At 62.3% G+C, this 23,237-nt stretch carries 21 protein-coding genes, 1 tRNA gene and 1 pseudogene; 7 read left to right on the top strand and 16 right to left on the bottom strand.

Features of this window, described 5'->3' with window-relative positions:
- Positions 1 to 155 precede the first annotated feature (155 nt).
- The 4 genes from Hrd1104_RS01780 to Hrd1104_RS01765 all read right to left on the bottom strand — a co-directional run bounded on the left by Hrd1104_RS01780 (position 156) and on the right by Hrd1104_RS01765 (position 2,550).
- The gene (locus Hrd1104_RS01780; protein ID WP_154551137.1) at positions 156 to 1,772 is read right to left on the bottom strand and encodes a MarR family transcriptional regulator; all 1,617 of its coding nucleotides are present in this window, start codon (positions 1,770 to 1,772) and stop codon (positions 156 to 158) included.
- An 87-nt stretch (positions 1,773 to 1,859) separates the two neighbouring features.
- A complete protein-coding gene (locus Hrd1104_RS01775) occupies positions 1,860 to 2,069 on the bottom strand; it encodes an RNA polymerase sigma factor (RefSeq protein WP_154551136.1) in 210 nt (69 codons plus the stop codon).
- Positions 2,066 to 2,299, bottom strand: a complete 234-nt coding sequence (locus Hrd1104_RS01770; protein ID WP_229770509.1) for a hypothetical protein — start codon at positions 2,297 to 2,299, stop codon at positions 2,066 to 2,068. Before Hrd1104_RS01770 ends, Hrd1104_RS01775 begins: the two co-directional genes overlap by 4 nt.
- 177 nt (positions 2,300 to 2,476) lie before the next feature.
- Positions 2,477 to 2,550: transfer RNA gene (locus Hrd1104_RS01765), tRNA-Tyr, on the bottom strand.
- 155 nt (positions 2,551 to 2,705) lie between these two features.
- Between Hrd1104_RS01765 and Hrd1104_RS01760 the strand changes: the two genes are divergently transcribed.
- From Hrd1104_RS01760 to ftsZ, 3 genes are all read left to right on the top strand, one after another.
- Entirely contained in the window at positions 2,706 to 3,245 is a 540-nt protein-coding gene (locus tag Hrd1104_RS01760; protein ID WP_154551135.1) for a zinc ribbon domain-containing protein, read from the top strand.
- A 228-nt stretch (positions 3,246 to 3,473) separates the two neighbouring features.
- Complete coding sequence (locus Hrd1104_RS01755) at positions 3,474 to 3,662, top strand: ribbon-helix-helix domain-containing protein (RefSeq protein WP_154551134.1); 189 nt, start codon at positions 3,474 to 3,476, stop codon at positions 3,660 to 3,662.
- A gap of 3 nt (positions 3,663 to 3,665) precedes the next feature.
- Positions 3,666 to 4,871 carry a cell division protein FtsZ gene (gene ftsZ, locus Hrd1104_RS01750; protein WP_154551133.1) on the top strand — a complete coding sequence of 402 codons (1,206 nt, stop codon included), beginning with the start codon at positions 3,666 to 3,668 and terminating at the stop codon, positions 4,869 to 4,871.
- A 45-nt stretch (positions 4,872 to 4,916) separates the two neighbouring features.
- On the opposite strand, the gene Hrd1104_RS01745 is transcribed toward ftsZ, so the two are convergent.
- Positions 4,917 to 5,873, bottom strand: coding sequence for a TIGR00269 family protein (locus Hrd1104_RS01745; RefSeq protein ID WP_154551132.1), 957 nt, complete (start codon positions 5,871 to 5,873; stop codon positions 4,917 to 4,919).
- Between the two features lie 33 nt (positions 5,874 to 5,906).
- Complete coding sequence (locus Hrd1104_RS01740) at positions 5,907 to 6,608, bottom strand: alpha/beta hydrolase (protein ID WP_154551131.1); 702 nt, start codon at positions 6,606 to 6,608, stop codon at positions 5,907 to 5,909.
- Between the two features lie 85 nt (positions 6,609 to 6,693).
- On the opposite strand from Hrd1104_RS01740, the gene Hrd1104_RS01735 reads away from it, so the two are divergent.
- The gene (locus Hrd1104_RS01735) at positions 6,694 to 7,347 is read left to right on the top strand and encodes a hypothetical protein (RefSeq protein ID WP_154551130.1); all 654 of its coding nucleotides are present in this window, start codon (positions 6,694 to 6,696) and stop codon (positions 7,345 to 7,347) included.
- 21 nt (positions 7,348 to 7,368) lie between these two features.
- Here the strand turns inward: Hrd1104_RS01735 and Hrd1104_RS01730 are convergent, their stop codons facing one another.
- The gene (locus Hrd1104_RS01730; RefSeq protein WP_154551129.1) at positions 7,369 to 8,163 is read right to left on the bottom strand and encodes a class I SAM-dependent methyltransferase; all 795 of its coding nucleotides are present in this window, start codon (positions 8,161 to 8,163) and stop codon (positions 7,369 to 7,371) included.
- A gap of 60 nt (positions 8,164 to 8,223) precedes the next feature.
- A complete protein-coding gene (locus Hrd1104_RS01725; RefSeq protein WP_154551128.1) occupies positions 8,224 to 9,057 on the bottom strand; it encodes a deoxyribonuclease IV in 834 nt (277 codons plus the stop codon).
- 162 nt (positions 9,058 to 9,219) lie between these two features.
- On the opposite strand from Hrd1104_RS01725, the gene Hrd1104_RS01720 reads away from it, so the two are divergent.
- Positions 9,220 to 10,119: a serine/threonine-protein kinase RIO2 gene (locus Hrd1104_RS01720; RefSeq protein ID WP_154551127.1), complete on the top strand. Its 900-nt coding sequence runs from the start codon at positions 9,220 to 9,222 to the stop codon at positions 10,117 to 10,119.
- A gap of 118 nt (positions 10,120 to 10,237) precedes the next feature.
- On the opposite strand, the gene Hrd1104_RS01715 is transcribed toward Hrd1104_RS01720, so the two are convergent.
- Positions 10,238 to 10,861, bottom strand: a complete 624-nt coding sequence (locus Hrd1104_RS01715) for a glycosyltransferase (protein ID WP_154551126.1) — start codon at positions 10,859 to 10,861, stop codon at positions 10,238 to 10,240.
- A gap of 189 nt (positions 10,862 to 11,050) precedes the next feature.
- On the opposite strand from Hrd1104_RS01715, the gene Hrd1104_RS01710 reads away from it, so the two are divergent.
- Positions 11,051 to 11,641 carry a 50S ribosomal protein L15e gene (locus Hrd1104_RS01710; protein WP_154551125.1) on the top strand — a complete coding sequence of 197 codons (591 nt, stop codon included), beginning with the start codon at positions 11,051 to 11,053 and terminating at the stop codon, positions 11,639 to 11,641.
- A 114-nt stretch (positions 11,642 to 11,755) separates the two neighbouring features.
- Here Hrd1104_RS01710 and Hrd1104_RS01705 read toward each other — a convergent pair whose 3' ends face one another.
- Positions 11,756 to 12,358, bottom strand: coding sequence for a 30S ribosomal protein S7 (locus Hrd1104_RS01705; protein ID WP_154551124.1), 603 nt, complete (start codon positions 12,356 to 12,358; stop codon positions 11,756 to 11,758).
- 2 nt (positions 12,359 to 12,360) lie between these two features.
- On the bottom strand, positions 12,361 to 12,789 hold the full coding sequence (locus Hrd1104_RS01700) for a 30S ribosomal protein S12 (RefSeq protein ID WP_154551123.1): 429 nt from the start codon (positions 12,787 to 12,789) through the stop codon (positions 12,361 to 12,363).
- A gap of 173 nt (positions 12,790 to 12,962) precedes the next feature.
- Here Hrd1104_RS01700 and Hrd1104_RS01695 point away from each other — a divergent pair, with 173 nt between their 5' ends.
- Positions 12,963 to 15,401, top strand: coding sequence for a methyl-accepting chemotaxis protein (locus tag Hrd1104_RS01695; protein ID WP_154551122.1), 2,439 nt, complete (start codon positions 12,963 to 12,965; stop codon positions 15,399 to 15,401).
- Between the two features lie 21 nt (positions 15,402 to 15,422).
- Here Hrd1104_RS01695 and Hrd1104_RS01690 read toward each other — a convergent pair whose 3' ends face one another.
- The 5 genes and pseudogenes from Hrd1104_RS01690 to rpoB all read right to left on the bottom strand — a co-directional run bounded on the left by Hrd1104_RS01690 (position 15,423) and on the right by rpoB (position 23,237).
- Complete coding sequence (locus Hrd1104_RS01690; protein ID WP_154551121.1) at positions 15,423 to 16,583, bottom strand: hypothetical protein; 1,161 nt, start codon at positions 16,581 to 16,583, stop codon at positions 15,423 to 15,425.
- A 111-nt stretch (positions 16,584 to 16,694) separates the two neighbouring features.
- Positions 16,695 to 17,129, bottom strand: coding sequence for a NusA-like transcription termination signal-binding factor (locus tag Hrd1104_RS01685; RefSeq protein ID WP_154551120.1), 435 nt, complete (start codon positions 17,127 to 17,129; stop codon positions 16,695 to 16,697).
- Between the two features lie 3 nt (positions 17,130 to 17,132).
- Positions 17,133 to 18,374 (bottom strand): DNA-directed RNA polymerase subunit A'', encoded by a 1,242-nt coding sequence (gene rpoA2 / locus Hrd1104_RS01680; RefSeq protein WP_154551119.1) that lies wholly within the window; start codon positions 18,372 to 18,374, stop codon positions 17,133 to 17,135.
- Positions 18,374 to 21,415 carry a DNA-directed RNA polymerase subunit A' gene (locus Hrd1104_RS01675; protein ID WP_154551118.1) on the bottom strand — a complete coding sequence of 1,014 codons (3,042 nt, stop codon included), beginning with the start codon at positions 21,413 to 21,415 and terminating at the stop codon, positions 18,374 to 18,376. The genes rpoA2 and Hrd1104_RS01675 overlap by 1 nt, the downstream gene beginning before the upstream one ends.
- A pseudogene (gene rpoB, locus Hrd1104_RS01670) lies at positions 21,412 to 23,237 on the bottom strand (DNA-directed RNA polymerase subunit B). Before rpoB ends, Hrd1104_RS01675 begins: the two are co-directional and overlap by 4 nt.

Genomic DNA, 23,237 nt, shown 5'->3' with positions numbered 1-23,237 from the left:
GCGCCACTCGGTGCGTTCCAGAAAGACAAGTAGAGTTGTAATACACAGCTGGTTGAGCACAATCCGGTTTGTATAAGTCGCCAAAATCACCAACGTGAGCGAGCGTTGCCACTACCCGCGAACCGGGACGTTCCCGGCCCGCGGACGGCTACCTACTACCCAGGCGTGAGCCAACGCCAGGCGTCACCGCGGCTTCCGTCGGCGAAGCGTACTTTCGCCTGGCGGTAGCGCTCTTCGGGGAGTCCGGCGTCTTTCCACACGCGGAACCCCTCACGGATCGCCTGCCCCGCATCGGTGTGATCGTCAAAACGGAGCGTCAGGCGGGCGTCACGGGCGTCAGATACGTCGACGCCGTGCCGGGCGGCCCAGGCGATGAACGTGCTCATGGTCTCGCCCATCCCCCGCTCCGCCGCTTCCATCGCCTTCGCCGTCGTCTCCGCCGCACGCTTCACCGACTCGCGTGCCTCGGCCACCGCGTCGTGGACAAGCTCGGCGACGTACTCACTCCGAAGGGACACATTCGCGTACTCCCTGTGAACCAAATCTTCCATGTCCCGCAGAGCGGCGCGCACGCTCTCAACGTGGCGGTCATGGTCATGGGCGATATCCGCCGGAGCGACCTCGCCACCGTCTGTTACCAGCGTCTCCAGGGCGTCCCACTGTGTCGGCCGGAGTCCATCGGCGAGGTGTCGCACAACGACACTCTCCTGGGACTGTCGGACGCGAGTCAAATCCAGGCCCACCGGGTCCGGGCCGCTCTCGTCTACCTCCGGAGTGAAATACGCATCCTCGAAGAACGGGCCGCCACCGCTCGGCGCAACGTCGATCCCGGCATCTGCCAGCACCGACAGGACAGTTTGATCTAACTCTCGCTCAAGGCGGTCAAGGTCACGCCAGCGGACCGTCTCGTCGTCATCCAGGCGCGACACCTGGAGCGATGCACCCACCTTCGGATGGGCGAGTGGGTTGTCCTCGTCGAGCGCTTCGGCTTCCCGGGCGTAATAGTGCTTCACCTCTTTGGGCAGTCGGTGATCGGGGAACGCTTCACGGACACGGCGCTCGCCGAGCGTCACCGTGTGATAGTACCCTGGTAGGTTTCGCCCGTGTTCGTCGTCATCGTTCTGTACCACTTTGCGGTAGCCCGCCCGGTCGTCTTCGAGGAGGTGGCCCATCGAGGCGATCGGGCCGTCCCTCGCGTGGACGGGCCCGCTCGCGTCCCGATGGATTCGAGCGTACCGCTCGGCGTCCTGAATGTTCGTCATCGGGTGTGGCTCGCGGAAGTATCGCCCGGCGATGCCGAGCGCGGCTCCCGCACGGGCGAGGAGATCGGGGTAGCGATCGAAGGCGATATTCGAGCCCTGCACCCGGACGTTGATGCCCTCGCCGAATCCCTCAGGAACGGGGATCTCGACGCGGCTCCCGTCCGACTTCTCGCCTTGCATCCCCGGCCACCGAGGTGCGATATGGCCGACGAACTCCTGTTGCCCGATCGGGTCCTCTTGCGGATCACGGTACACTTTGATCCGGTACTCCCGCATGGTCTCAAGTCGCCACTCAGTGCCGAGAGGCGTCGTCTCGCCGGGGTGAACGATGTTACTATCCTGGTAGGACAGGCGGGCGCGCCACTGTTCACCTTCGGCGCTGAATTTCGCGGATTGTGACCCTTGACCCTCTTTGACCGCGGAATCCGCCGCGAAGAACGCCGCGAGTCCGTCGTCAGAATAAAGAAGATTCGCGTCAAACTCGTGATACGCGAGCGTGACCGTCTTCACGACGGCTCACCCCCTTCGCCTTTAGGCCAGGTGTGAGGGACTCGCTCGCCCCGTTCAACATCGTACAGGTCCGAGGCGGGGACGAACTCAGGAACCTGCATGTTCCTCACCTCCGACCTTCTGGCGCGCTCGACTCAGTAGGTTCCCGACCGTTCCGGGTTTCCGCCCGGTCTTGCGGGCGAACTCACGAACGCCGTAGTCCTCGATCTCGACGGCTTCGTAGGCGTCTCGCTCGGCCGGCGTGAGGGCCGACAAGTCCTCTTCATAGTGGAACAGCGTCGTCTGTGCGCCCGTCAACGGTCCTCACCCCCGAAGCACTGCGGGTAGCCGCACAGGTCGTAGTGCGGGCGGTAGGCATTGACCGGAACCAGCGTATAGTCGGCCCTGTCGTCGTAGCAGACCGGACACGCTGGTTCTGGCTCGTCGGAATCCGGGTCCGGGCGGTGGAGCGTGTCCGCGTACTGCGACCGATTCCGCACCGCCATCTCGGCGTCCGCGTCGGCCGTCTCCGGATCGGACTTACTCACGCCCACCACCCCCGGTTTCAGCTACGAAATCCGGGAGACGGCACGGACCCCCAACTTGAGACCCGTTCAACTCACCAAATCGGGCCGATTTCGCCAAACTCGGAAGTGCCGAGTTAGCGCCTGAAACCCGAACAAACAGCCGATTAGCTGTCTGTCGTACTTCGGCAGGAAACCAAGTCCGCCCTCCCCGATTTGAACGGGGGGCAAGTCGATCTACAGTCGACTGCTCTACCAGTCTGAGCTAAGGGCGGTTACACTCACACGTAGGCCCGGTGGGAGACTTAACGGTTATCATTCGGAGCGAAAAACCGACCGGCGTCGGCCGGTCCTCAACACAACCGCTGACGTGCGTCAGACAGTCACGAAGATTGAAGTAGGCTGGCTGTCAAGCCGTAAGACAGGCTGTATGAGTAAAATCACGTTCCGCGCCGACGACGACCTCGTCGACCGACTGGAGGAGTTCGACGCCTCCAAGAGCGAGGTCATGCGCGAGGCGTTGCGAGCCTACCTCGACGGCGAGACGACCGAGCCTACGCAGACGGATTCGGCCACCGCCGAGGAGAGTCTCGACGAACTCATCGCGGAACGCGTCGATGCCGTCCTCGAAGAGCGGCGTGACCGCCGGTTGCGGCCACAGCCCGAGCCACAAGACGTCAACGTGAACATCTCACTGGAGGAGGCCGTCGCGTCCTCGCCATCTCCAAGTACGGCCCCCGAACGCGCAACCGAGGAACCGTCCGTAGTCGAGCCGGACGAGCAGCCCGGTAATCGGACCTGTTCCCAATGTGGCGAGACAGTCTCGGGCGATCACGTCTACTGCCCGAACTGCGGGGAGAAGGCTTCACGTCGCATCTTCTGTGACTGTGGCGACGAGCTCCGCTCTGACTGGGCATTCTGTCCGAGCTGTGGGCGGCGAACGCCAGCTGCTGACGTACTAGACCAATAAACGCCACGTAAACACACCTCTGGGCCGCTTTTTTAGGTGTTTACGCCTTGGCGTCTTACATCCGCCAAAACCTTTATGTTCCCCCACTCTGTGGTACGGTAATGCGTAAGACGGACTTGTCTTACACAGTGGCGTACCGGATGCCACCGACCGCTGTCTGGCGGTTATCGTGTGTAAGACGAGCGGGCGGCCCGCTGCGTCCGTCTTACCCAAAGGGGAACAATAAATATGGAGCGTGTGACACTACGGATTCCGAAACAGCAGATCGAGGAGGTCGAACGAATGGTCGAAACGGGGGAATACCCGAACCGGAGCGAGGCGATCCGGGCGGCCGTTCGAGATATGCTGGCCGAGCAAGAGACTGGCAAAGAGCGCCCATCCGAAAAACGCAAGCGGCGCACATGGGCGAAGGTGTAGACGATGCAGGATATTGTCAACTCGGCCCTCGAACACGAAGAACAGGAGAGCCGGGACGTCGATGCCGACGGTGACGAGTTCGGCGACCCGCGCATCGTGATCATCGGCTGTGGCGGTGCCGGTAACAACACCGTCAACCGGCTGTACAACATCGGCGTCGAGGGCGCCGATACGATCGCGCTGAACACCGACAAACAGCACCTCAAGATGATCGAAGCCGACACGAAGATCCTCGTCGGCAAGTCCCTGACCAACGGGCTCGGGGCGGGCGGCGACCCCTCGATGGGCGAACGCGCCACCGAGATGGCCCAGGGCACGATCAAGGAAGTGCTGGGCGACGCCGACCTCGTGTTCGTCACGGCCGGCATGGGCGGCGGGACCGGCACGGGCGCCGCGCCCGTCGTCTCGAAGATCGCCAAGGAGCAGGGTGCGATCGTCGTCGGCATGGTCTCGACGCCGTTCAACGTCGAGCGTGCGCGGACGGTCAAAGCCGAGGAGGGTCTGGAGAACCTCCGCAATGAGGCCGACTCGATCATCGTCCTCGACAACAATCGACTGCTGGATTACGTCCCGAACCTCCCGATCGGCAAGGCCTTCTCGGTGATGGATCAGATCATCGCCGAGACGGTCAAGGGGATCTCCGAGACGATCACCCAACCGTCGCTGATCAACCTGGACTACGCGGACATGTCCGCGATCATGAACCAGGGCGGCGTCGCGGTGATGCTCGTCGGCGAGACCCAGGACAAGAACAAGACCCAGGAAGTGGTCAGCGACGCCATGAACCACCCACTGCTCGATGTCGACTACCGTGGGGCCAGCGGCGGCCTGGTCCACATCACGGGTGGACCCGACCTGACGCTCGACGAGGCCGAAGGCATCGCAAGCAACATCACCGATCGTCTGGAGGCCAACGCTAACGTCATCTGGGGAGCCCGGATCGAAGAAGAGTACAAGGGCAAAGTCCGCGTCATGGCGATCATGACCGGTGTCCAGTCGGCCCAGGTCTTGGGTCCGACGACCCAAAAGCAGGCCAACAAGTCCCGGCAAGCAATCGAGGACGTCGACGTCGAGGACACGTCTTTCGATGCCAGTAGCAACGTCGGCACCGACGCCAGCAGTCAGACCGACCGAAGCTTCGGGGAAACTGACGGCGGCCGAGATGCCGTCGAGCAGAACCACGGCCTAGACGTCATCCGGACAGACTGACCGACCCCTCGATCGGACGCATCACTGTTCGAAAAAGCGCCGTTTTCAGGCACCCAACGCATCCAGCAGCTGGCAGCGTCGGCACCGCTCTCCGGTCGTCGGTCGTCCGCACGTGTCACACGACGCGTAGTCTCGGTCTTCGTCGACAGTCCGGGCCGCCTGCCTGGCCAGCTGTTCGTATCCGGCCATGATCGAGTGGCGCGTCCCCGGATGGGCGTCTTCGAGTTCGTACAACAGTGACTGTATCTCACCGCGAAACGACTCTGAGGCGTGTGGACACTCGGTGATGTGTGCCGGGAGATCCCGGAGGCGGGCATACAGCGCGACCTCCTTTTCGGGGACATCTCGGAGTGGTTTCGCCCGTGGGACGTGCCGATCGGTCAACGTTCGCTCGTCGAGCGGGCCGAGGCTTGCGTCGAAGTGTTTTGCCATCTGGGCGATGTCGCCTTCGAGGAAGTTCATCAGCGCTGTCTCGGCTTCGTCGTCGAGGTTGTGGCCGGTCAACAGGAGATCGGCGTTGTACTCCTCGGCGTACGTCGAGAGCAGATCGCGTCGGAAGACGCCACAGTACGCACAAGCAGCCATGTCTTCGGGATCGTCTTCGACGACCTCGTCCATACGAACGCCGAACTCATCGGCGTAGGATATCGTCTCGTGACGGAGCCCAAGATCAGCAGTGAGTGACTCAGCGGCGTCGAGACTCTCGTCGCGGTAGCCCTCGATCCCCTCGTGGATCGACAGCGCGACGAGTTCGATCCGGGGATCCTCGGCGAAAGTCTCGGCGAGGATCTGCGTGAGGACGACGCTATCTTTCCCACCCGAGAGGCCGATCAGCCAGGTGACGGGTTCCTCCGGCGTGGCCCGTTCGGGAACGATGCCGTCCTCACGAATCCGACGGCGAACACGCTTCTCGACGGAGCGCCGGAAGTGGTCCTCACAGAGATGGGCCCCGGAGTAGGCCGCATGCATGACCGCCGCCTCGCCACACCGATCACAGTCCATTCACTGGCTCTCGGAGATACGCACCCGAGAGGATTACGCTTCCAGCCCGGCCGGCCCCTCGGACAGCACTGCACGCAGTGTGGCGAGCTGTCGCTCACGCGATCGTGAGGAGAACAGTTCGTGGCCGCCGTCGTAGAGGCGGATCCGCTCGGCCGGGACGCGCTCGCCGATCGCTCGCGTCGAGACGACCTGATCGGTCAGCGAGCAGAAGACGACGGCCTCGTCTTTGGCGGGCGGAAGGGTCCGGTGAGCCTGTTGGACTGTCCGGAGAAAAGCTGGCGAGACGCGATCGGCCCCCTCGGTAACCTGTCGCGCGGTAGCGTGAGCACCGAGCAACGACGGATCGTCGATCCCGCTGGGCAGCAACTTCACGTCGAGTGGGAACCGAGCAAATAAGTCCACCAGGCGTCCCCCATTCGCCGAGGAGAACCCCCACCACGGACTGAGATACGTCGTCGTCGAAGACTCGATGTCCGCGTGGGCGACGGTAAGCCCACCGGCGCTGTGAGCCAGCACGGCGGGGTTCGTGAGGGCGGCGGCATACGCCGAGACGGGATCGACCCACTCACGTTGGACGTCGGTGGCGTGGACCGGCAGCGTCGCTGTGTGGACTCGCCAGTCCTCGGCGAGTCGGTCGAGCAACCAGCGCACGGGCTCGTGGGTCGGCCGGTTCCCCCAGCCCAGGACGAACAACAGATCCGGGTGGCGTTCGTCGCCAAAGCGGTCGAACTCCATGGCGGGCGTTGTCACCCGCGGCGGAAAAATCAAACCCCCGCAACGACCGGAAACCGTTTTGTCCATCCCGGCCCGAAGGTGGTCGATGAGCGATTTCGATCGCGACGTAGCTGTCGACCGCCTCGAAGGCATCCTCGAGGCAGTCGAACAGGAGACGATGCCGGTTCCCGTTCGTGAAGTCTGGGTCTACGGCGATCTGGCGCTGGGCCTCGATCCCGTCGAGCGACTCGACGTCTACCTCACGAAGGACCTGCTGTTCGGGCAGGCCAACGCGGAAGCGACGGCGTTGAACGAGAAGTTGGGCGTCGAGGGCATCGGCGAAACCGTCCGGACGGAGTGGGCTCGTGACCACCCGGACGAAATTGCAGCCGCCGCCAGCGGCCACGTCGCACCCGAGCAATGTCTCGCCGCCCACCTGACTGAAGCAGGCGAGCCGGTCCATCTGGAAGTCTGCAACGCTTCCTTCGAGGATAACGTCACTCGACGACTCGAAGGCGCACTCGCCCGCGGGAGCTACGAGGAGATCCTCGATCCACGCGGCGTCTGTCTCTGGCACGAAGGGACGCGATCGTCAGAGGCACTCGAAAAACTCCGGACAGGGGAGTACGTCTTTCCCACCCTCGCCGAGGCCCTCAAGCAGCTGGGGGCCGACGAGCAACAGGCCGCGACGGCCGCACAGACGCTGGGCGAGCAACGCGAACGCGAGCGTGGCGTCACTGTTCGCGGAGACGTACACTGACGGGAGGCGCCAGCGAGCAAATCACTCCGGGACCTGGCCGGTTGCGACGTAGAACGGGACCGTTTCTGTGCGCTCGTAGCTACGATCGCGCATCTGCTCGACGACAGTCCGCCCCATCTCGCGCCAACGTTCACGGAGCGCGTCGTACTCCGAAACGGAAAGGTCGCCCGAGAGCATCGTCGCCCGGTCGTCGTCGAGTCCCTGGCCGCTGACCTTGCGCTTTGCAGCTTCGAGGTTCTGCTGTGAATAGGGTGGCTCGATAGTCCGTTCGTGATCGTAGCGAGCGACGTCGATCGACGAAAGCCCCTCATTCTCCAGCAGTGGCCGCAATTCCGCCCCCAGCGCGACGTTCGTCCCGACGCCCGATAGATAGTGACGCCGTGCGGTTCGTGCGAGCGGCGGCTCGGTCGAGACGGTCGACTCGACGGTAACGGCACCGTTGTCCGGCTCGATTACCGCGACGCCATCCCGCGAAACGCGGACGAACTCCGCGAGGGCTCGCTTGGGTTCGGCAAGATTGATCAAGAGTGCCTGACAGACCACGAGGTCGAACGCATCGTCCGGGAATGGAAGGCGATACGCATCACCAGCAACGACCGGCGACACGAGGTGAGCCAACAATTCGGGGTCAGCGTCACAGCCGATGACGTCGCCATCGGTTTCCTCTCGCAGCACACGCGTCAGTTCGCCGGTCCCACAGCCGACGTCGAGGACGCGATCGCGGGCCGGAAGGTCAAGCGCGGAGAGTGCTTCGCGGGACTCCGCCCACATCCCGCGACGCGTGTGTTCGAGATACTCGGCGTCGAACCGGCGCATACGTCACCCTGACTATCTCCGGTGAAAAGCGAGTCGATCAGCGACTGTCTATGCGAACGGTTAGGCGTCCTGGCGCAGTTCCCGGGCGCGCTTTACGTTCCAGGCGAAGCCGCGTCCGTCCTCAGTTGGGGTCTCGAGAACGAACGGCAGGTCCCGGAGGTCGGGATGAGAGACGATCGATCGAATACCCTCCTCGCCGATCTCGCCTTCACCTAGGTGGGCGTGTTCGTCTTTGTTCGTCCCACAGGCGTGTTTCGAGTCGTTGAGATGGATACACTCCAGAGCATCCAAGCCGACGACCTCATCGAATTCGCTGACTGTCTCCTCGACCGCCTCGGTGGTCGATAGGTCATAGCCCGCGGCGAACATATGAGCCGTATCCAGGCAGATGCCAAGCTCCTGGTCACTTCGATCGAGGACCGTCGCCAGGTGTTCGAACTCGCCCCCGAGTTTGGTCCCGCTGCCGGCGTCGGATTCGATTAATACCGTCACGTCCGCGGGCACGTCGAGTTCATCGAGCGCGCTCGCGGCGTTGTCCAGCCCGGTACCGACACCAGCACCGGTGTGGGCCCCGAGGTGGACGTTCACGTACTGGATATCGAGTTTCGCGGCGGCCTCGACTTCCTGTTGGAGACTGTCGATCGACTTCGCCCGGAGGTCGTCCTTTGGCGTACAGAGGTTGACGAGATACGACGAGTGGATGACCCAGGGTCCGACATCCGCGTCCGCGGAATGCTCACGGAACGTCGTTGCTTCCGCGTCCTCGAAAGATGGGTCCTGCCAGACCTGCGGGGAGTGTGAGAAAATCTGTCCACAGTTGCCGTCGTACTCCAGTTGTTCCTCGAGGGCGTTCGAGACGCCGCCGGCGATCGAGGTGTGTGCACCGATTCGCATAGCAGAGAATCTAACCGGCGCGCTCAAAGTCGCTTCGAAGGTGACAACCGGACCGACACAGCCCTCGGTGGTCGAGATTGTATATAGCTTTATTTGGTTTACGTCGCTGGTTCCCACCCCGACACGTCGGGCTTTTGCCCGACAAACTCCTACCAAGGGATGATGGTCTCGAACGTCGCGCCTCACCTCGCGGAGCTAGAACCCGAGGATTTCCATCTCCTCTCTGGGATCGAGCAGGGAATGCGCTTCTCGGAGTGGGTCGCCCGCGAAAAGCTGCCGGAGTTTTCGCGGCTAACCACAGAGGACGCCGACTACCGGCTGGACCGGTGTGAAGATCGCGACCTGATCGAACGGAAGACGATCCAGTATACGGGGTTCCGACTCACTTTCGAAGGGTACGACGCACTGGCGTTGCACACCTTCGCCGAGCGCGAAACGATCGAGGGTGTCGGTTCGAGCCTGGGCGTCGGCAAGGAAAGTGACGTTTACGAAGTCCAGTCGTACAAGCCGCTGGCGTTGAAGTACCACCGGGAGGGATACACGAATTTCCGGGAAGTGATGCGTGAACGGGAGTACACCGCCGACCGTGAGCACGTCTCCTGGCTGTACACCGCTCGAAAGGCAGCCGAACGCGAGTATGGCGCATTGGAGGAGCTGTACCCAGGGGTCAACGTCCCGAGACCGGTCGATCACAACCGTCACGCGATCGTCATGGAGCGGATGGACGGCGTCGAACTCTCCCGGACCAAACTCGAACCCGGGCAAGTTCGGCCCGTCTTGGACCTCATTCTTCAGGAAATGGCCAGTGCCTACGAAGGCGGCTACGTCCACGCCGACATGAGTGAATACAACGTCTTCGTCGGCGAGGACGGCGTGACGATCTTCGATTGGCCACAAGCGGTCGAAACCGACCACGAGAACGCCGCGGAGTTACTGCAACGTGACGTCGAAAACATTATCGGGTACTTCGAGCGGAAATACCCCAGCCAGACCGATGATATCGATCCGTCAGCGTGCGCGCATGCGATCGAAAGTGGGACGTTCGAGTCGGTAACGGCCTAAGGCGCCGCTCTGCCCAGTGAAAACCCGGCATAGCCGGATTGCGAACGACCCTCATAAACCAGTTATCGCTATAGGAAATGACGAACAGCAACAGAACGTATCGACGGGGACGGCGACATTACCGACCGACGATGAGATGGCGAAAAACAGCCCCAAGCTGGCGAAAGTGATACCACGCGAGATCGCGTGGTCCGGTCAGCTCTTGGGAGGAGATACCCACGGCCTCGATTCGGAGGTCGGCAGCCGTCGCCGCGAGAGCGACAACACCACAGTCACAGGCAGGGCCGACGGAGATATGAGGAAGTGCCAAAGCCCTGATCGCCCACACGTCGGTCGACGGATCCGGGACACCAGTCGTTCGAGTGACTAGCTTGTTCAACGTCCACTCCGAAAGACGATCGAGTGCCGGCCGGGTCCCGAAGACGATATCCGCCTCGCCAGCAACAATCGGGGCAACAACGTCGTCGACCTCTCCGGGATCGTACGCGCCGCTCGGTTCAAACAGTGCAATGATATCACCTGTGGCCTGGTCGAACCCCGTCCGGAGTGCTTCAGCACGACCCTGTGGAACGTCGTGAGAGACGACACTCGCGCCGGCCGCCTCGGCGGCAGCAGCCGTCGCGTCGTCGGAGCCGTCGTCGACAACGAGTACGTCGTACGTCGCGACGAGCGTTGCGACGATTCCCCCGATGCGATCGGCTTCGTCGCGAGTCGGAACGACGACAGTGACCGAGTCGTCCATGGGCACGTTCAGGTCACCCCAGACTTGAGCCTGCGGGTATGGGCTTCGAGAAGAGTTCGAAGCGCTTAAGCGCCCAACGAGGGTACAATCGGCAACTCGCTGGTCTGCGGGCAGCCAGCGGGCACCTGTTCGACAGGTCGGAATGTGGCCGGACGGCCGGCTGAACCATCCAACGCCCGCGGTGAAAACATGGCACGAAGCTTCTATTCACACATCCGAGACGCCTGGAAAGATCCGGACGACGGCAAGCTGGCCGAACTCCAGTGGCAACGCATGCAAGAGTGGCGCGAGCAAGGCGCCATCGAACGCGTCGAGCGACCGACGCGACTCGACCGGGCACGCTCGCTCGGGTACAAAGCAAAACAGGGGATCGTCGTGGCACGGATCAGTGTCCGGAAAGGCAGTGCGCGCAAACAGCGACACAAAGCGGGTCGGCGCTCGAAGCGACAAGGCGTCACGCGGATCACCCGCCGGAAGAACCTCCAGCGCGTGGCCGAAGAACGCGCGACCAAGAAGTATCGCAACCTGCGCGTCCTCAATTCCTACTGGGTCGGCGAGGACGGCAGCCAGAAGTGGTTCGAAGCGATTCTCGTCGATCCCGATCATCCGGCGATCGAAAACGACGACGATCTCAACTGGATCTGTGACGACTCACAGGCCGACCGTGCGCTGCGCGGCCTCACGAGCGCCGGACAGCGCAACCGGGGCCTGAACGTTCGCGGAAAAGGCGCCGAACACACACGTCCCAGCAATCGCGGCGACAGCGGTCGCGCGAAGTAGCGACGCGACGATTCTCTTTCGGTTCGACATACGTCCAGAGGCTATTCTGGGAGTTGAGACTGGACAGGAGCGAAATCGAAGCGACCAAAGCAACGATCGAGAAAACGAGAGAGATTACCGAGCTGCTGCCGCGACGCGCTCTTTCTCTTCTTTCTGGTTGACGGCGTAGGTCCCGACATCGTTGTCGGCAGCGCCCACGAGTTGCTGGGCGAGGGCTTCTTCGGCATCGGTCGGCGTCTTGAAGGAGTCGTTGTAGACGCCTTCAGCGAGGAACTTCAGTGCCTGGTCGACCCGACGCTGCGGGGAGATGTCGACAGCTTTGGGCACCGAGATGCCACCGTATTTCAGGCGGACCGTCTCTTCGCGTGGCGCACTGTGCTCGATCGCACCGACGAGGATCTGGATCGGGTTCTCGTCAGTTCGCTCGTGAACGATCTCGAAGGCCTCACGGACCATCCGAGTCGTCTGCTGTTTCTTGCCCGTGTTCTCGTCGGTCTGCATGAGACGGTTGATCAACCGTTCGACGATCGAGATCTCGGACTTCTGGAACTGCTTGGTGGCGTGACGGCCCATCGTGTGGGCGATCGGCGTAATCGTGATGTACCGTTCGGTCGACGGATCCTGGAACTCGATCTCGTCGGTGGCCCAACGACCGAACAGCTTCGCACCAGTCGTGCTTTCGGCGTCCTCGGAATCGGAATCAGTCTCGGCACTCATGGTTATCGCACCGGTTTCTCGGCGTTACCGCGAACCAGTTCGATCATCGAGACGCCGTTGACTTTCTCGACCTTGTAGTTGACTCCGGAGAGGTCGCCCATCGCACGACCCTTTGCACCGCCGATGCCGGCGATGGTGACCTCGTCGTGTTCGTCGATGAACGAGATAGCGCCGTCACCAGGACAGAAGGCCGTGACCTGTTTGCCGTTCTTGATGAGCTGGACCCGAACACACTTTCGGATCGCAGAGTTGGGCTGTTTGGCCTCGATACCGACTTTCTCTAGGACGATCCCGCGACCCTGCGGTGCTCCTTCGAGCGGATCGGACTTGGCTCCGAGCCCGCGTTCGCGGCGAGCGTAGTCGGAGTCGGACCACCGGTGTTGCTGGCGGTCCTTCTTGAGTTTGCGTGCGGCGTACTTGCCGTTTGCCATAGTGACCGCAAGTACCCCGTGAAGCTACTTAAGCGTCTTCTTTCGAACCTGGAGTTACCAGCCGGCCACGTCGACGACTGGATGGCCTGCCCGTAGGGCGTAATTATCTCGATTGATACTGCTGGCGTAATGTTTAGGCAAGCAGTTCCCGAACAGAATTGCAGATTCCTCATATGAGTGACGCCTCGGGACTGCTGGCACGGTTTGAACAGTTGTTACCGGATACGATCAGACGACGGTACCTTCGAAAGTTCTTGCTCGTGGTGGTAGTCGTTGGCCTGGTCGTCCTAGGGATCGGGATCTTTACCCAACAAACGGTCTCGGCAGAGCTTACCGAAAACCGGAACGATCAGTTGCAGGCGGCCACCGAGCGGACAGCCGACAACGTCCAACAGTGGCTCGAACAGAAACAGGAAGCAGCGGACTCACTGTCGAAAGACCCGGCGATCGCGTCCGGAGACTCGGATTCGGGGATGGTAAACATCGCCCTCCAACGCGCAAAACTGAACGGCGGGGAGAGTCTCGTCGCAGTGCACTACGTCAATGTTCCAAAGCGACTGATCCGCGACAGCAGCGTCGACGGACTCGAAAATACGTCGCTTGAATCCCAAAACCTGCGGTGGGGGACGACATCGAGCGGGGATGGGCTATTGGGGCTCGATCGTGATACCGCAGGCACCAAAGAGGTGTACACGGTCGACAATCGCTCGCTGCTCGCGTTTTCCAGCCCGACACAAAGCTTCACGCACGGAGTGGTTATGGCCTACGATCTCGACGCCCGGAGCCAACAGTTCCAGAACGTCATCGAAGGCGGAACCACAGAAGTTGTCTCGACGTCGGGATCGGTGATGATCCCCTCAAACGAGAGTCAGGTCTTCGACCAGTATCCGGGCGGTGCCAACGCGACGGCGTTACAGCGGGGCGCTAATACGAGTGGTATCTTGAATCGGGGCGATGAATTGGTCGCCTACGCGCCGGTCAACGGCACCGATTGGGTCGTGGTCAAGAGCGTCCCAACCGCGAACGCGTACGCGCTGAAAAATACGGTCCAGACACACCTCATTGGCCTCATTGGAGCGGCACTCCTCGGCTTAGTCGTCCTCGCCGTCTACGTCGGCCGAGACGTCATTCCGCGTATTGCGACCGTCGGCGAGCAGGCGTCCGCGATCGCCGAGGGAGACCTGGACATTGCCGTCCAAGACGAAGGACGGATCGACGAAATCGGACAAGTCAGAGACGCATTTCGGGAGACGACGAACTATCTACGGACGGTCGCATCGCAGGCTGACGCTCTGGCACGCCAGGATTTCGACGATCCGGCGCTCGACGAGCGAGTCCCGGGAGAACTCGGGGCATCGCTCGAAACGATGCAAGAGGACCTCCAAGCGTCAATCGAAGAGATCGAATCCGCCAGAGAGCAAGCCCAGGCCTCGAAACAAGAGGCCCAAGCCATGGCCGAATCGCTACAACAACAGGCCGACGAGTTCAGCACGGTCATGGCCGAGGCAGCCGACGGCGATCTTACCCAGCGGCTCGACGAGGACGTCGACGACGACGCGATGCGTGCGATCGCCGTCGCAGCCAACGAGATGCTGATGGAACTCGAACAGACGCTACAGGAGGTGCGTGCCTTCGCGGAGGACGTCGACGCGTCAGCGGAAGACGTCGCTGCGAGCGCCAGCGAAGTACGCCGGGTCAGCGAGGACGTCAGCGAATCGGTCCAAGACATCGCCGAGGGGGCAGATCGCCAGGACGAAACCGTCCAAGACGCCACCGACGAGCTGACCGATCTCAGCGCCGCGATCGAGGAGGTCGCCTCCTCGGCAGAGGGAGTCGCACAGAAGTCCCGACAGGCAGCCGACCTCGGTGAAACGGCAAGCGAACTCGGGTCGGACGCCCTCGGAGAGATGGACGCCGTCGAGTCCCAGGCCGAGACGACGATCACAGAGGTCGAACGCCTCGAAAGCGCCATGGAAGAGATCGGCGAGATCGCCGGCTTGATCGACGACATCGCCGACCAGACGAACATGCTGGCGCTGAACGCCTCGATCGAGGCCGCCCGGGCCGGCGAGGCTGGCGAGGGCTTTGCCGTCGTCGCCGACGAGATCAAGGGGCTGGCCCAGGAGACAGCCGAGGCGACCCAGGACATCGAGCAACGGATCCAAGAAGTCCAAGAGACGACCGACCACGTCGTCGGTGACATGCACGAGATGGGCGAGAGCGTCACCGACGGGATCGACGCCGTCGAAGATGCCGTCCAGCTTCTCGAACAGCTCGTCGAACAGGTCGAGGACGCCGATACGGGCGTCCAGTCGATCAACGATGCCACCGACGACCAGGCCGATTCCACGGAGCAGGTCGTCGCAATGATGGACGACGTAGGTTCGATCAGCGAACAGACTGCCCAAGAGGCCGAGTCGGTCTCGGCGGCCGCCGAAGAGCAGACCGCTTCGATCACGGAAGTCAGCGAACAGATCCAGGCCCTGGCCGACCGTTCGAGTGGCCTGCGCGATGCGGTCGAACAGTTCACCCTCGAGGCGTCTGGTCCCGAGTCCGGACCCGAGACATCCGAGACACAGGACACCGCAGCCGACGGTGGCAGCCAGGAGTGAGGAGGGAGTGACCTGAAAGGGTCACAGCCCCAGGCCGGTACTGTACTCCAGGGTGCCAAAGCCAGTTCCGAGTGAGGCGTCGGCGAGATTCGTGCCCTCGACGTTGCCGGCGAGGCCGGCCATGCGGAACATGTACTCGTTGTAACTCCAGTGAGAGGACGTCCGGCCACCCAGTCGCTCACGTTCGAGCCAGTTGCGTGCGTGGCCGTAGGTCCGGGCGACGAAGCGAACGTAATCGCCGTCGTCGTTCTCGACACGGACATCGAAGTCCGGATGCTCGCCGGTGTCAAGGAGTGGCTCGACAGTGGCGCGGTCGAACTCGACGTGACCACTGCCATCGCCCCAGTGCCAGAACCCCGACTGTCTGAGCGGGATCGTCAGTCGTTCGAGACTGTTCGAAGAGAAGAATGTGTACCCCCGTCGGAACAGCTGTGGGCCGACGAACGGAACCATCACCGAGAAGGAGGTCCCATCCGGGAAGATCGCCCAGACCCACTTCCAGGGGAACAGGGGCAGATCGAAACAGACGCGCTGGAAGTAACACGACCCGGACAGCGTCTCTTTGCCGTCGGGGAGATCGAAGGTTCCCTCGAAGTCGAGCTGGCGCAACGCGACAACTTCGATGCCACCCAGCGACGTGTCGATGTTCACGGACTGGTGGGGAGCCGTCATCTTCGAGTCGAGGGCGGCCCGAGCCTCGAACTCCGCTTCGACGTCGTCGCCGACAACCGTCGCTTCCAGGCCGATCGGATGCTCTGAGAGTGCAGCCACCTCACTCCCACGTCTGGCCCCGTCTGCACGTTCCCGCCAAGCTTCGAGACGCTGGTCGTCTGCTGAGAGTACGGCTTCGGCTGGCTGCGTGACAACGTGATCGTGGACCTGTTCGTCGTCGCCAGCCCACCCGACAGTGGAAGCGTTGAATCTGTCGACGCCGTCGGAGACGGGGCGGTCAGCGTCCATCCCTGGGGCCGGGAGGTCGTTGACGCGACACTGGTCACCCACACAGGCAGCAACCGAGAACATCAGCTGTCGGGGGCCGTACCCCGCCTCGCCTTCGGGGAACAGCAAGAAGAACCACCACGAGGAGGAACTCCAGTTCTGTCGCCCGGGGTTTTGAGACCAAATCTTCTCGAAGACGCGCTGGTGCTCGGCCAGGGATCTATCTGTGAACTCCGCTGTCATCGCTCGTACGTGCCGATTGATGCCACGAACAAAGCGTGCATCGGTTTCGACTGTGGGGCCTCGATGGCGTTCGCCCAAGAACCGAGTTGCCAGTCCGTCTGCCGCGTCCGATTACGCTTCGGTCAATTCGATCTCGTCGAAGTCGAAGTGACGGGCAGCGAGTTCCCGGACGAGTTCGATCTTCCGGCCGTCCGCTCCGATCGCGATACCGATATCACGGTCATCGACGTCGACGCTGGCGAGGCGCCCATCCTCGTCGTCTTCGATCGTGACAGCCTCGATGGCTGCCGGCGCAAACGCATTTGCGAGAAACGCTGCTGGCCTGTCGGCATCTTCGACGAGCGTGACGTCCTGGCCGAGTCGCTGCTCGAGACGATCGACGGTCTCGCCGTCACGGCCGATCGCCTTGCCGATTTCGCCGGTTTTGATGACGAAACCCACGTGGTCGTGTTCGTCGTCGAAGACACAGTCCCGGACGGTCACGTCCGCAACGTCTTCGGCGATGGCGATCGCACGACGCTGTTCGTCCGACAGGGAGATCGTCATGCGTCAGTCGGCTGCGCCGCCGCCGGTGTGACTGCCCATCCGGAGGTCGACGTCACCGGTTCCGAGCTTGATCGGCTTCCCGACGATGACGTTCTCGGTGACGCCGTTGAGGTCGTCGATCTCACCGTGGATGGCCGCATCGAGCAGGTGTGAGACGGTAACCTCGAAGGCGGCACGGGCCAGGACAGACTCTTTACTACCGGAGATACCGTGGCGACCGATCGACTCGATCACGCCACGGTTGGTCATGATGTCTGCCACGAGCATCAGATGGCGGATGTTCACGTCGTCCAGGCCCTGCTCTTCGAGCGTGTTCATCGTTTCTTCGATGATTGCCTCGCGAGCGGCCTCGACACCGAGGTTGCTGAAGATCTCGTGGATGTTGTTACAAGTCGTCCGAGAGGCGTCGACGCCCTCGATACCGATAACGTCGCCAAAGGCCGACCCCTCGGTGTAGAGGACGAACTCCTCGTTGCCGTCTTCGAGTTCCTCTTTCCGAATGACGACGCGGGAGACTTCTTCGATGCCCTTGAAGACGATCTCCCGCAGTTCCTCGACGAGCTGAAGGAGATCCCGGTAGGAGGGTTCTTCCGGACCGAACTGGATAACCGTCTCCTTGCGGATCGTATCGACACCGAGTTGGGACTCGATGGTGGTGGCGATTTCCTGGGCAACCTCGTCGACACTGTCGGCAGTCGGCCACCGTTCTTTGAGCGTCTCGGGGTTGAGATCGATCTGGACGGCCATGTCGGCGACGTTCGTCGAGACGTCACCCAGCGCGAGGATCCGTGTCGCCTCGATCTTCCAGACGACCTCGTGGGCGCGTTCGCGTTCGGTCGCGTACTCCTCGTCGAGGTGAACTGTCATCATCGGCGTGTCTGGCTCCTTGCGAGCGTCGACTAGCTCGATGAGCCGCGGCAGCCCCTGGGTGACGTCGATCTCGGCGACCCCCGCATAGTGGAACGTGTTCATCGTCATCTGGGTGCCGGGTTCGCCGATCGACTGGGCCGAGACCGTCCCAACGGGGTCGAGCGGATCGACTCGCGTGTCGAGGTACTGCGACTCGACAGCTTTCGCGATATCGTCGGCTTGTTCGATGGTAACACCCTCGCGGTCTTCGATGGTCTCGTAGACGCGCGTCTTGAGTCGGCGCGGCAAGTCGGTGTCTTCGACGACCGCGCTGACGTCGGTGTCGACGTGCTCGAAGCGATCTAACGGATTGTATTCGGTGAATTCGCCGTTCATCAGTCATCACCCTCCGCGAGCCAGCGCTCGTCGGCATGTTCAGAGAGGTTCGTCGGCAAGGCCTCCCGTTCGAGGAACTCCGCCTTTGCCGCGTCGTCGTCGAATTCAGCATCGATGATCCGGTCGGCGATCGATTCGACATCGATGTCGAAGTCATCACTGGAGGAGACGTCGACCGGAGAGGTACCGTCTTCGCCGAATTCGAACTGGACGACAGTATCACTGGTGTCTCGGACTGTCCCGTCGTATTGAGTCTCCAGTTCCGACAGCGCGTTGATGAGTCGACGCTGGAGGTACCCGGACTTGGAGGTACGGACTGCCGTGTCGACCAGCCCTTCCCGTCCACCCATCGCGTGGAAGAAGAACTCCTTGGGATCGAGTCCCTCACGATAGGAGTGTTCGACGAAGCCGTGGGCGTCCGCCGAGAGGTCGTTCGGTTTGAAGTGACTGAGCGTCCGATTCTCGTATCCGCGGTTGATCCGCTCGCCGCGGACTGCCTGTTGGCCAACACAGCCGGCCATCTGCGTCAGGTTGAGCATCGAGCCACGCGCCCCGGAGTCGGCCATCACCACGGCCGGATTGTCCTCTGCGAAGTGGTCTTCGGCGATGTCACCCGCACTGTCACGGGCCTGGCCGAGCGTCTGCATGATCTTCATCTCCAGTGTCTCGTCGATCGTCCGGCCGGGAAGCGATTCGAGATCGCCCTGTTCGTACGTCGTGATCAGTTCCTGAACGCGCTCGTAGGCATTGTCGATGGCCTCGTCGACCTGTTCGGCCGCATTGGGCGGGATCGACTCGTCGTCGATACTGATCGAGAACCCGAAGTGCATGATCGTCCGGACCGCGAGCGTCGAGACCTCGTTGATAAAGATGCGGGCACGGGTCTTATCGTAGATCTTCGCGATCGAATCGACGACGTCTCCGCCGAAGGCACCGACCGCGCTGTCGTCGATCGTCCCCTCGACGAGTTGGCCATCCTCGATGACGACGTCGTCGCCGGCCTCGCTCGTGAATTCGAGGTTCAGATCGTCCGGCAAGAGTTCCGAGAAGATGGAGCGGCCGGTCCAGTAGGCGTTGCCGTCTTCTTCCCCGTCAGGTTCGGGCAGTGTATCGACGTTGGTCGCCCGCAACAGGTCCAAAGCCTGGGTCTCGTTGAACGTCGGGTTCTGGTTGGTCAGCAGGTACATCGCGGTGACGTGGTCCTGGATCGCGCCGACAATGTTCTCACCAAAGCGCGGGGAGAGCATCTGTTCTTGCACCCGCATGAGGACGCGAGCCTCCGCACGGGCCTCCTCGTTTTGGAGGGCGTGCATGTTCATCTCGTCACCGTCGAAGTCCGCGTTGTACGGCGGACAAACCGTCGTGTTCAGCCGGAAGGTCTTGTAGGGCATCACGACGACCTCGTGGGCCATAATCGACATCCGGTGCAGCGACGGCTGGCGGTTGAAGATGATGATGTCACCGTCGACCAGATGCCTGGCGACCTCCCAGCCGGGTTCGACTTTCTCGGCGAGTTCCTCGCAGTTCTTCTCGGTCACTTTGAGTCGGCGACCGTCGGGCCGGCGAACGTAGTTTGCACCAGGATGGGCTTCCGGCCCATTGGCGACGTACCGACGTGCGTCCTCGAGATTCCGCTCGTTGACGTTCATCGTCTGGGTCATCTCGCTGGCGACCCGGTCGGGCACTCCGACCTCGTTGAGCGAGAGTGTCGGGTCCGGCGAGATGACAGTCCGTGCCGAGAAGTTGACGCGTTTCCCCGAGAGAGATCCACGAAAACGGCCCTCTTTGCCTTTCAGGCGCTGAGAGAGGGTCTTCAGCGGGCGGCCCGAGCGGTGCCGGGCCGGCGGCGTTCCGCTGATCTCGTTGTCCATGAACGTAGTGACGTGATACTGCAGCAGTTCCCAGAGGTCCTCGATGATCAGCTGGGGCGCGCCGGCCTCACGGTTCTCCATGAACCGCTGGTTGATCCGAATGATGTCGACCAGCTTGTGCGTAAGGTCGTCCTCACTCCGCTGGCCGTTGTCCAGCGTGATCGAGGGGCGGGCCGTCACCGGCGGGACCGGCAGCACGGTGAGGATCATCCACTCGGGTCGGGACCGGTCGGGGTTGATCCCGATGGCCTCGATATCCTCGTCCGGGATCTCCTCGAACCAGTCCCGGATGTCGCTGGGCATCAGCTTGTCCATATCCTCATCGAGGAGATACGACGACGCACTCTCGAAGTCCAGTTGCTCGCCGAGGTGTTCCTCTAAGTCGTTGAATCGGGAAAGCGCCTTGCCGATCTGCTGTAAGGCACCGATGTCGTTGCGGTCGGGCCGGTAGGTGCCAGAGAGCAGTTCCCGGATCCGACCCGCACTGAAGGCATCGTCGATGGCCTCGGCGAGTTCGTCGGGCGTAACAGGCTCGCCTTCGGGCGGATCCATCGCCATGCTGAGGCGTTCTTCGATCTCCGGATGGGGAACCTCGATGATCTCGTAGTAGGTCGTCGGTTTCTCGTGTTTGACGTCGAACTGCTCGGCCCCACAGTAGGGACACCGGCTGGCCGAGCGAGCCTGCCGGATGGCCGACTTCAACACGTCATCTAAGTCGTTGCCCAGCTCTGCCGTCCGACGGAGTTCCTGGCGGAATTCGCGTTTCTTCTCCTCGGCGGCGGCCTCGGCGGCCGCGAGGTCGACAGCGCCCTCGCCATCGGTGAACTTCGCGGCATCGACGGCGGTCAAGCGCGAACACTCCCGGCAGGTCCCTCGCAGTAGTCGCCGGATGAGTTTCGAGAAGCCGACGTGGATCACGGGCGCGGCGAGTTCGATGTGGCCGAAGTGGCCGTTACAGGCCCCGGAGTGTTTCCCGCAAGTCTTACACTCCAGGCCAGGGTCGATGACGCCCAGTCGCGGGTCCATCAGCCCCATGTCGATGGGGAACCCGTCGTCGTCGTAAGTGTCGGCCGTAATGACCTTCGTGGCACTCATGTCCCGGTACTCCTCTGGGTCCATCAGCCCGAAGCTGATCTTGCCGATCGACTTGGGTGATTGTCCGGTACTCATACTGCATCCTCCAGTTCGATCCGCGGCGCGATACCCAACGCTTTCATCTCGTCTAAGAGGAGTTTGAACGCGTAACTCATCTCGACCTCGTGGACGTCGGTCTCCTCATCGCAGTTGGGACAGTAGACGCGGCGTTGATCGACGTTCTCGACGGCGGTCATCCCACACTGTCCACAGACGTTGATCCACTCCTGGTCTGACTCATCGAGCAGGCGCTCTTTGAGCGTCAAGGCGGCACCGTGCCCGATGAAGACGTCCCGTTCCATCTCCCCGATCCGGAGCCCACCCTCGCGGGCACGCCCCTCGGTCGGCTGGCGAGTCAACACCTGGACCGGACCACGCGAACGGGCGTGGATCTTGTTCGAGACCATGTGGTAGAGTTTCTGGTAGAAGATGGTCCCGACGAAGATCTCGGCCTCGATCTTCTCGCCCGTGATGCCCGAGTACATGACCTCCTTCCCCGAGGACTTGAAGCCGTGATCCTCCAAGGAATCGCGGAGTTCTTCTTCGTCCTCGCCAGTGAAAGCGGTCCCATCGACGCGGCGACCTTCCAGGGCACCGACCTTCCCGCCGATCATCTCCAGAATGTGCCCGACAGTCATCCGCGAGGGGAGTGCGTGGGGGTTCAAAATGAGGTCGGGGACGACACCCTGTTCGGTAAATGGCATGTCTTCCTGGGGGCAAGGTGGCCAACGACACCCTTCTGGCCGTGTCGCGAGGCGAACTTGTCCCCGAGTTCCGGGATCCGCTCGTCACGGACCTTGACCTTCGAGAGTTTCGAGCCATCCTCACCCTCCATAAGCGTCACCGTGTCGACGACCCCACTCTCGCCGGATCGCATCGTCACTGACGTTTCACGGCGCTTTTGCGGGCTGAGGCCGCCCATATCGTCCGGCTCTTCGAGGAACCGGGGCGGGCTTGTCTTGCCGAGCAGGACAGCGTTCTCGCCGACCTTCGTCTCGGGGTTGACGAGGCCGTCCTCGTCGAGTTGCGTGTAGGCGTCTTCGCCGCGAGCGCCCCGCACTTCGTCGTCCGGGATCTCGAAGCGGTCTTCCTGACCGCCCGGATAGCGGCGTTCCTCCCCCTCGTACGTCCGGAAGAAGTGCGACCGCGAGAGGGCGCGTTCGACCGATCCTCGGTTCATGACGAGGGCGTCCTCGATGTTGAATCCCTCGTAGGACATGACCGCGACCGTGAAGTTCTGGGCCGCCGGCCGGTCGTCGTAGCCGATCTGTTCGGTCGTCTGGGTCTTGACCATCGACAGCTGCGGGTAGTGCAGCAAGTGCTGGCGCGTGTCCGGGCGAACCCGGTAGTTCGCACTTGGCAGCCCCAGACTCTGCTTGATCATCCCCGACCCCATCGTAATCCGCGGGCTCGCGTTGTGTTCGGGATAGGGGATCATCCCGGCACCGATCCCGAAGATGAGTTGTGGGTCGACTTCGAGGTGGGTGTGGTCTTCCGTGAGTTCGTCTTTATCGACCGCAACGAGGATGTCCTCTTCCTCCTCGGCGTCGATGAACTCCACGTAGCCCCGGTCGACGAGATCCTCAAAGGAGAGGTCGCCGTCTTTGACCGCCTCGATCTCTTCCTCGGAGACGAGTGGCTCACCGTCACGAATGACCAACAGTGGGCGGCGGGCCCGGCCGGCGTCGGCGTTGATGATAACCTCGTCGGTACGGTCTTTGACCGAGACGTTGACCATCTCGCTGACCTCGCCACGGCGGCGAGCTTCGCGTACCTGGTTTGCGAGCTGTTCCGGTTCGGGATGGGTCCCGACGAGACTTCCGTTGACGTAGACTTTGGCTTCGCGTCCCTGACTCAT

It is taken from the genome of Halorhabdus sp. CBA1104 (assembly GCF_009690625.1).
Classification (GTDB): domain Archaea; phylum Halobacteriota; class Halobacteria; order Halobacteriales; family Haloarculaceae; genus Halorhabdus.
This window is presented reverse-complemented; position numbering and strand designations above follow the sequence as displayed.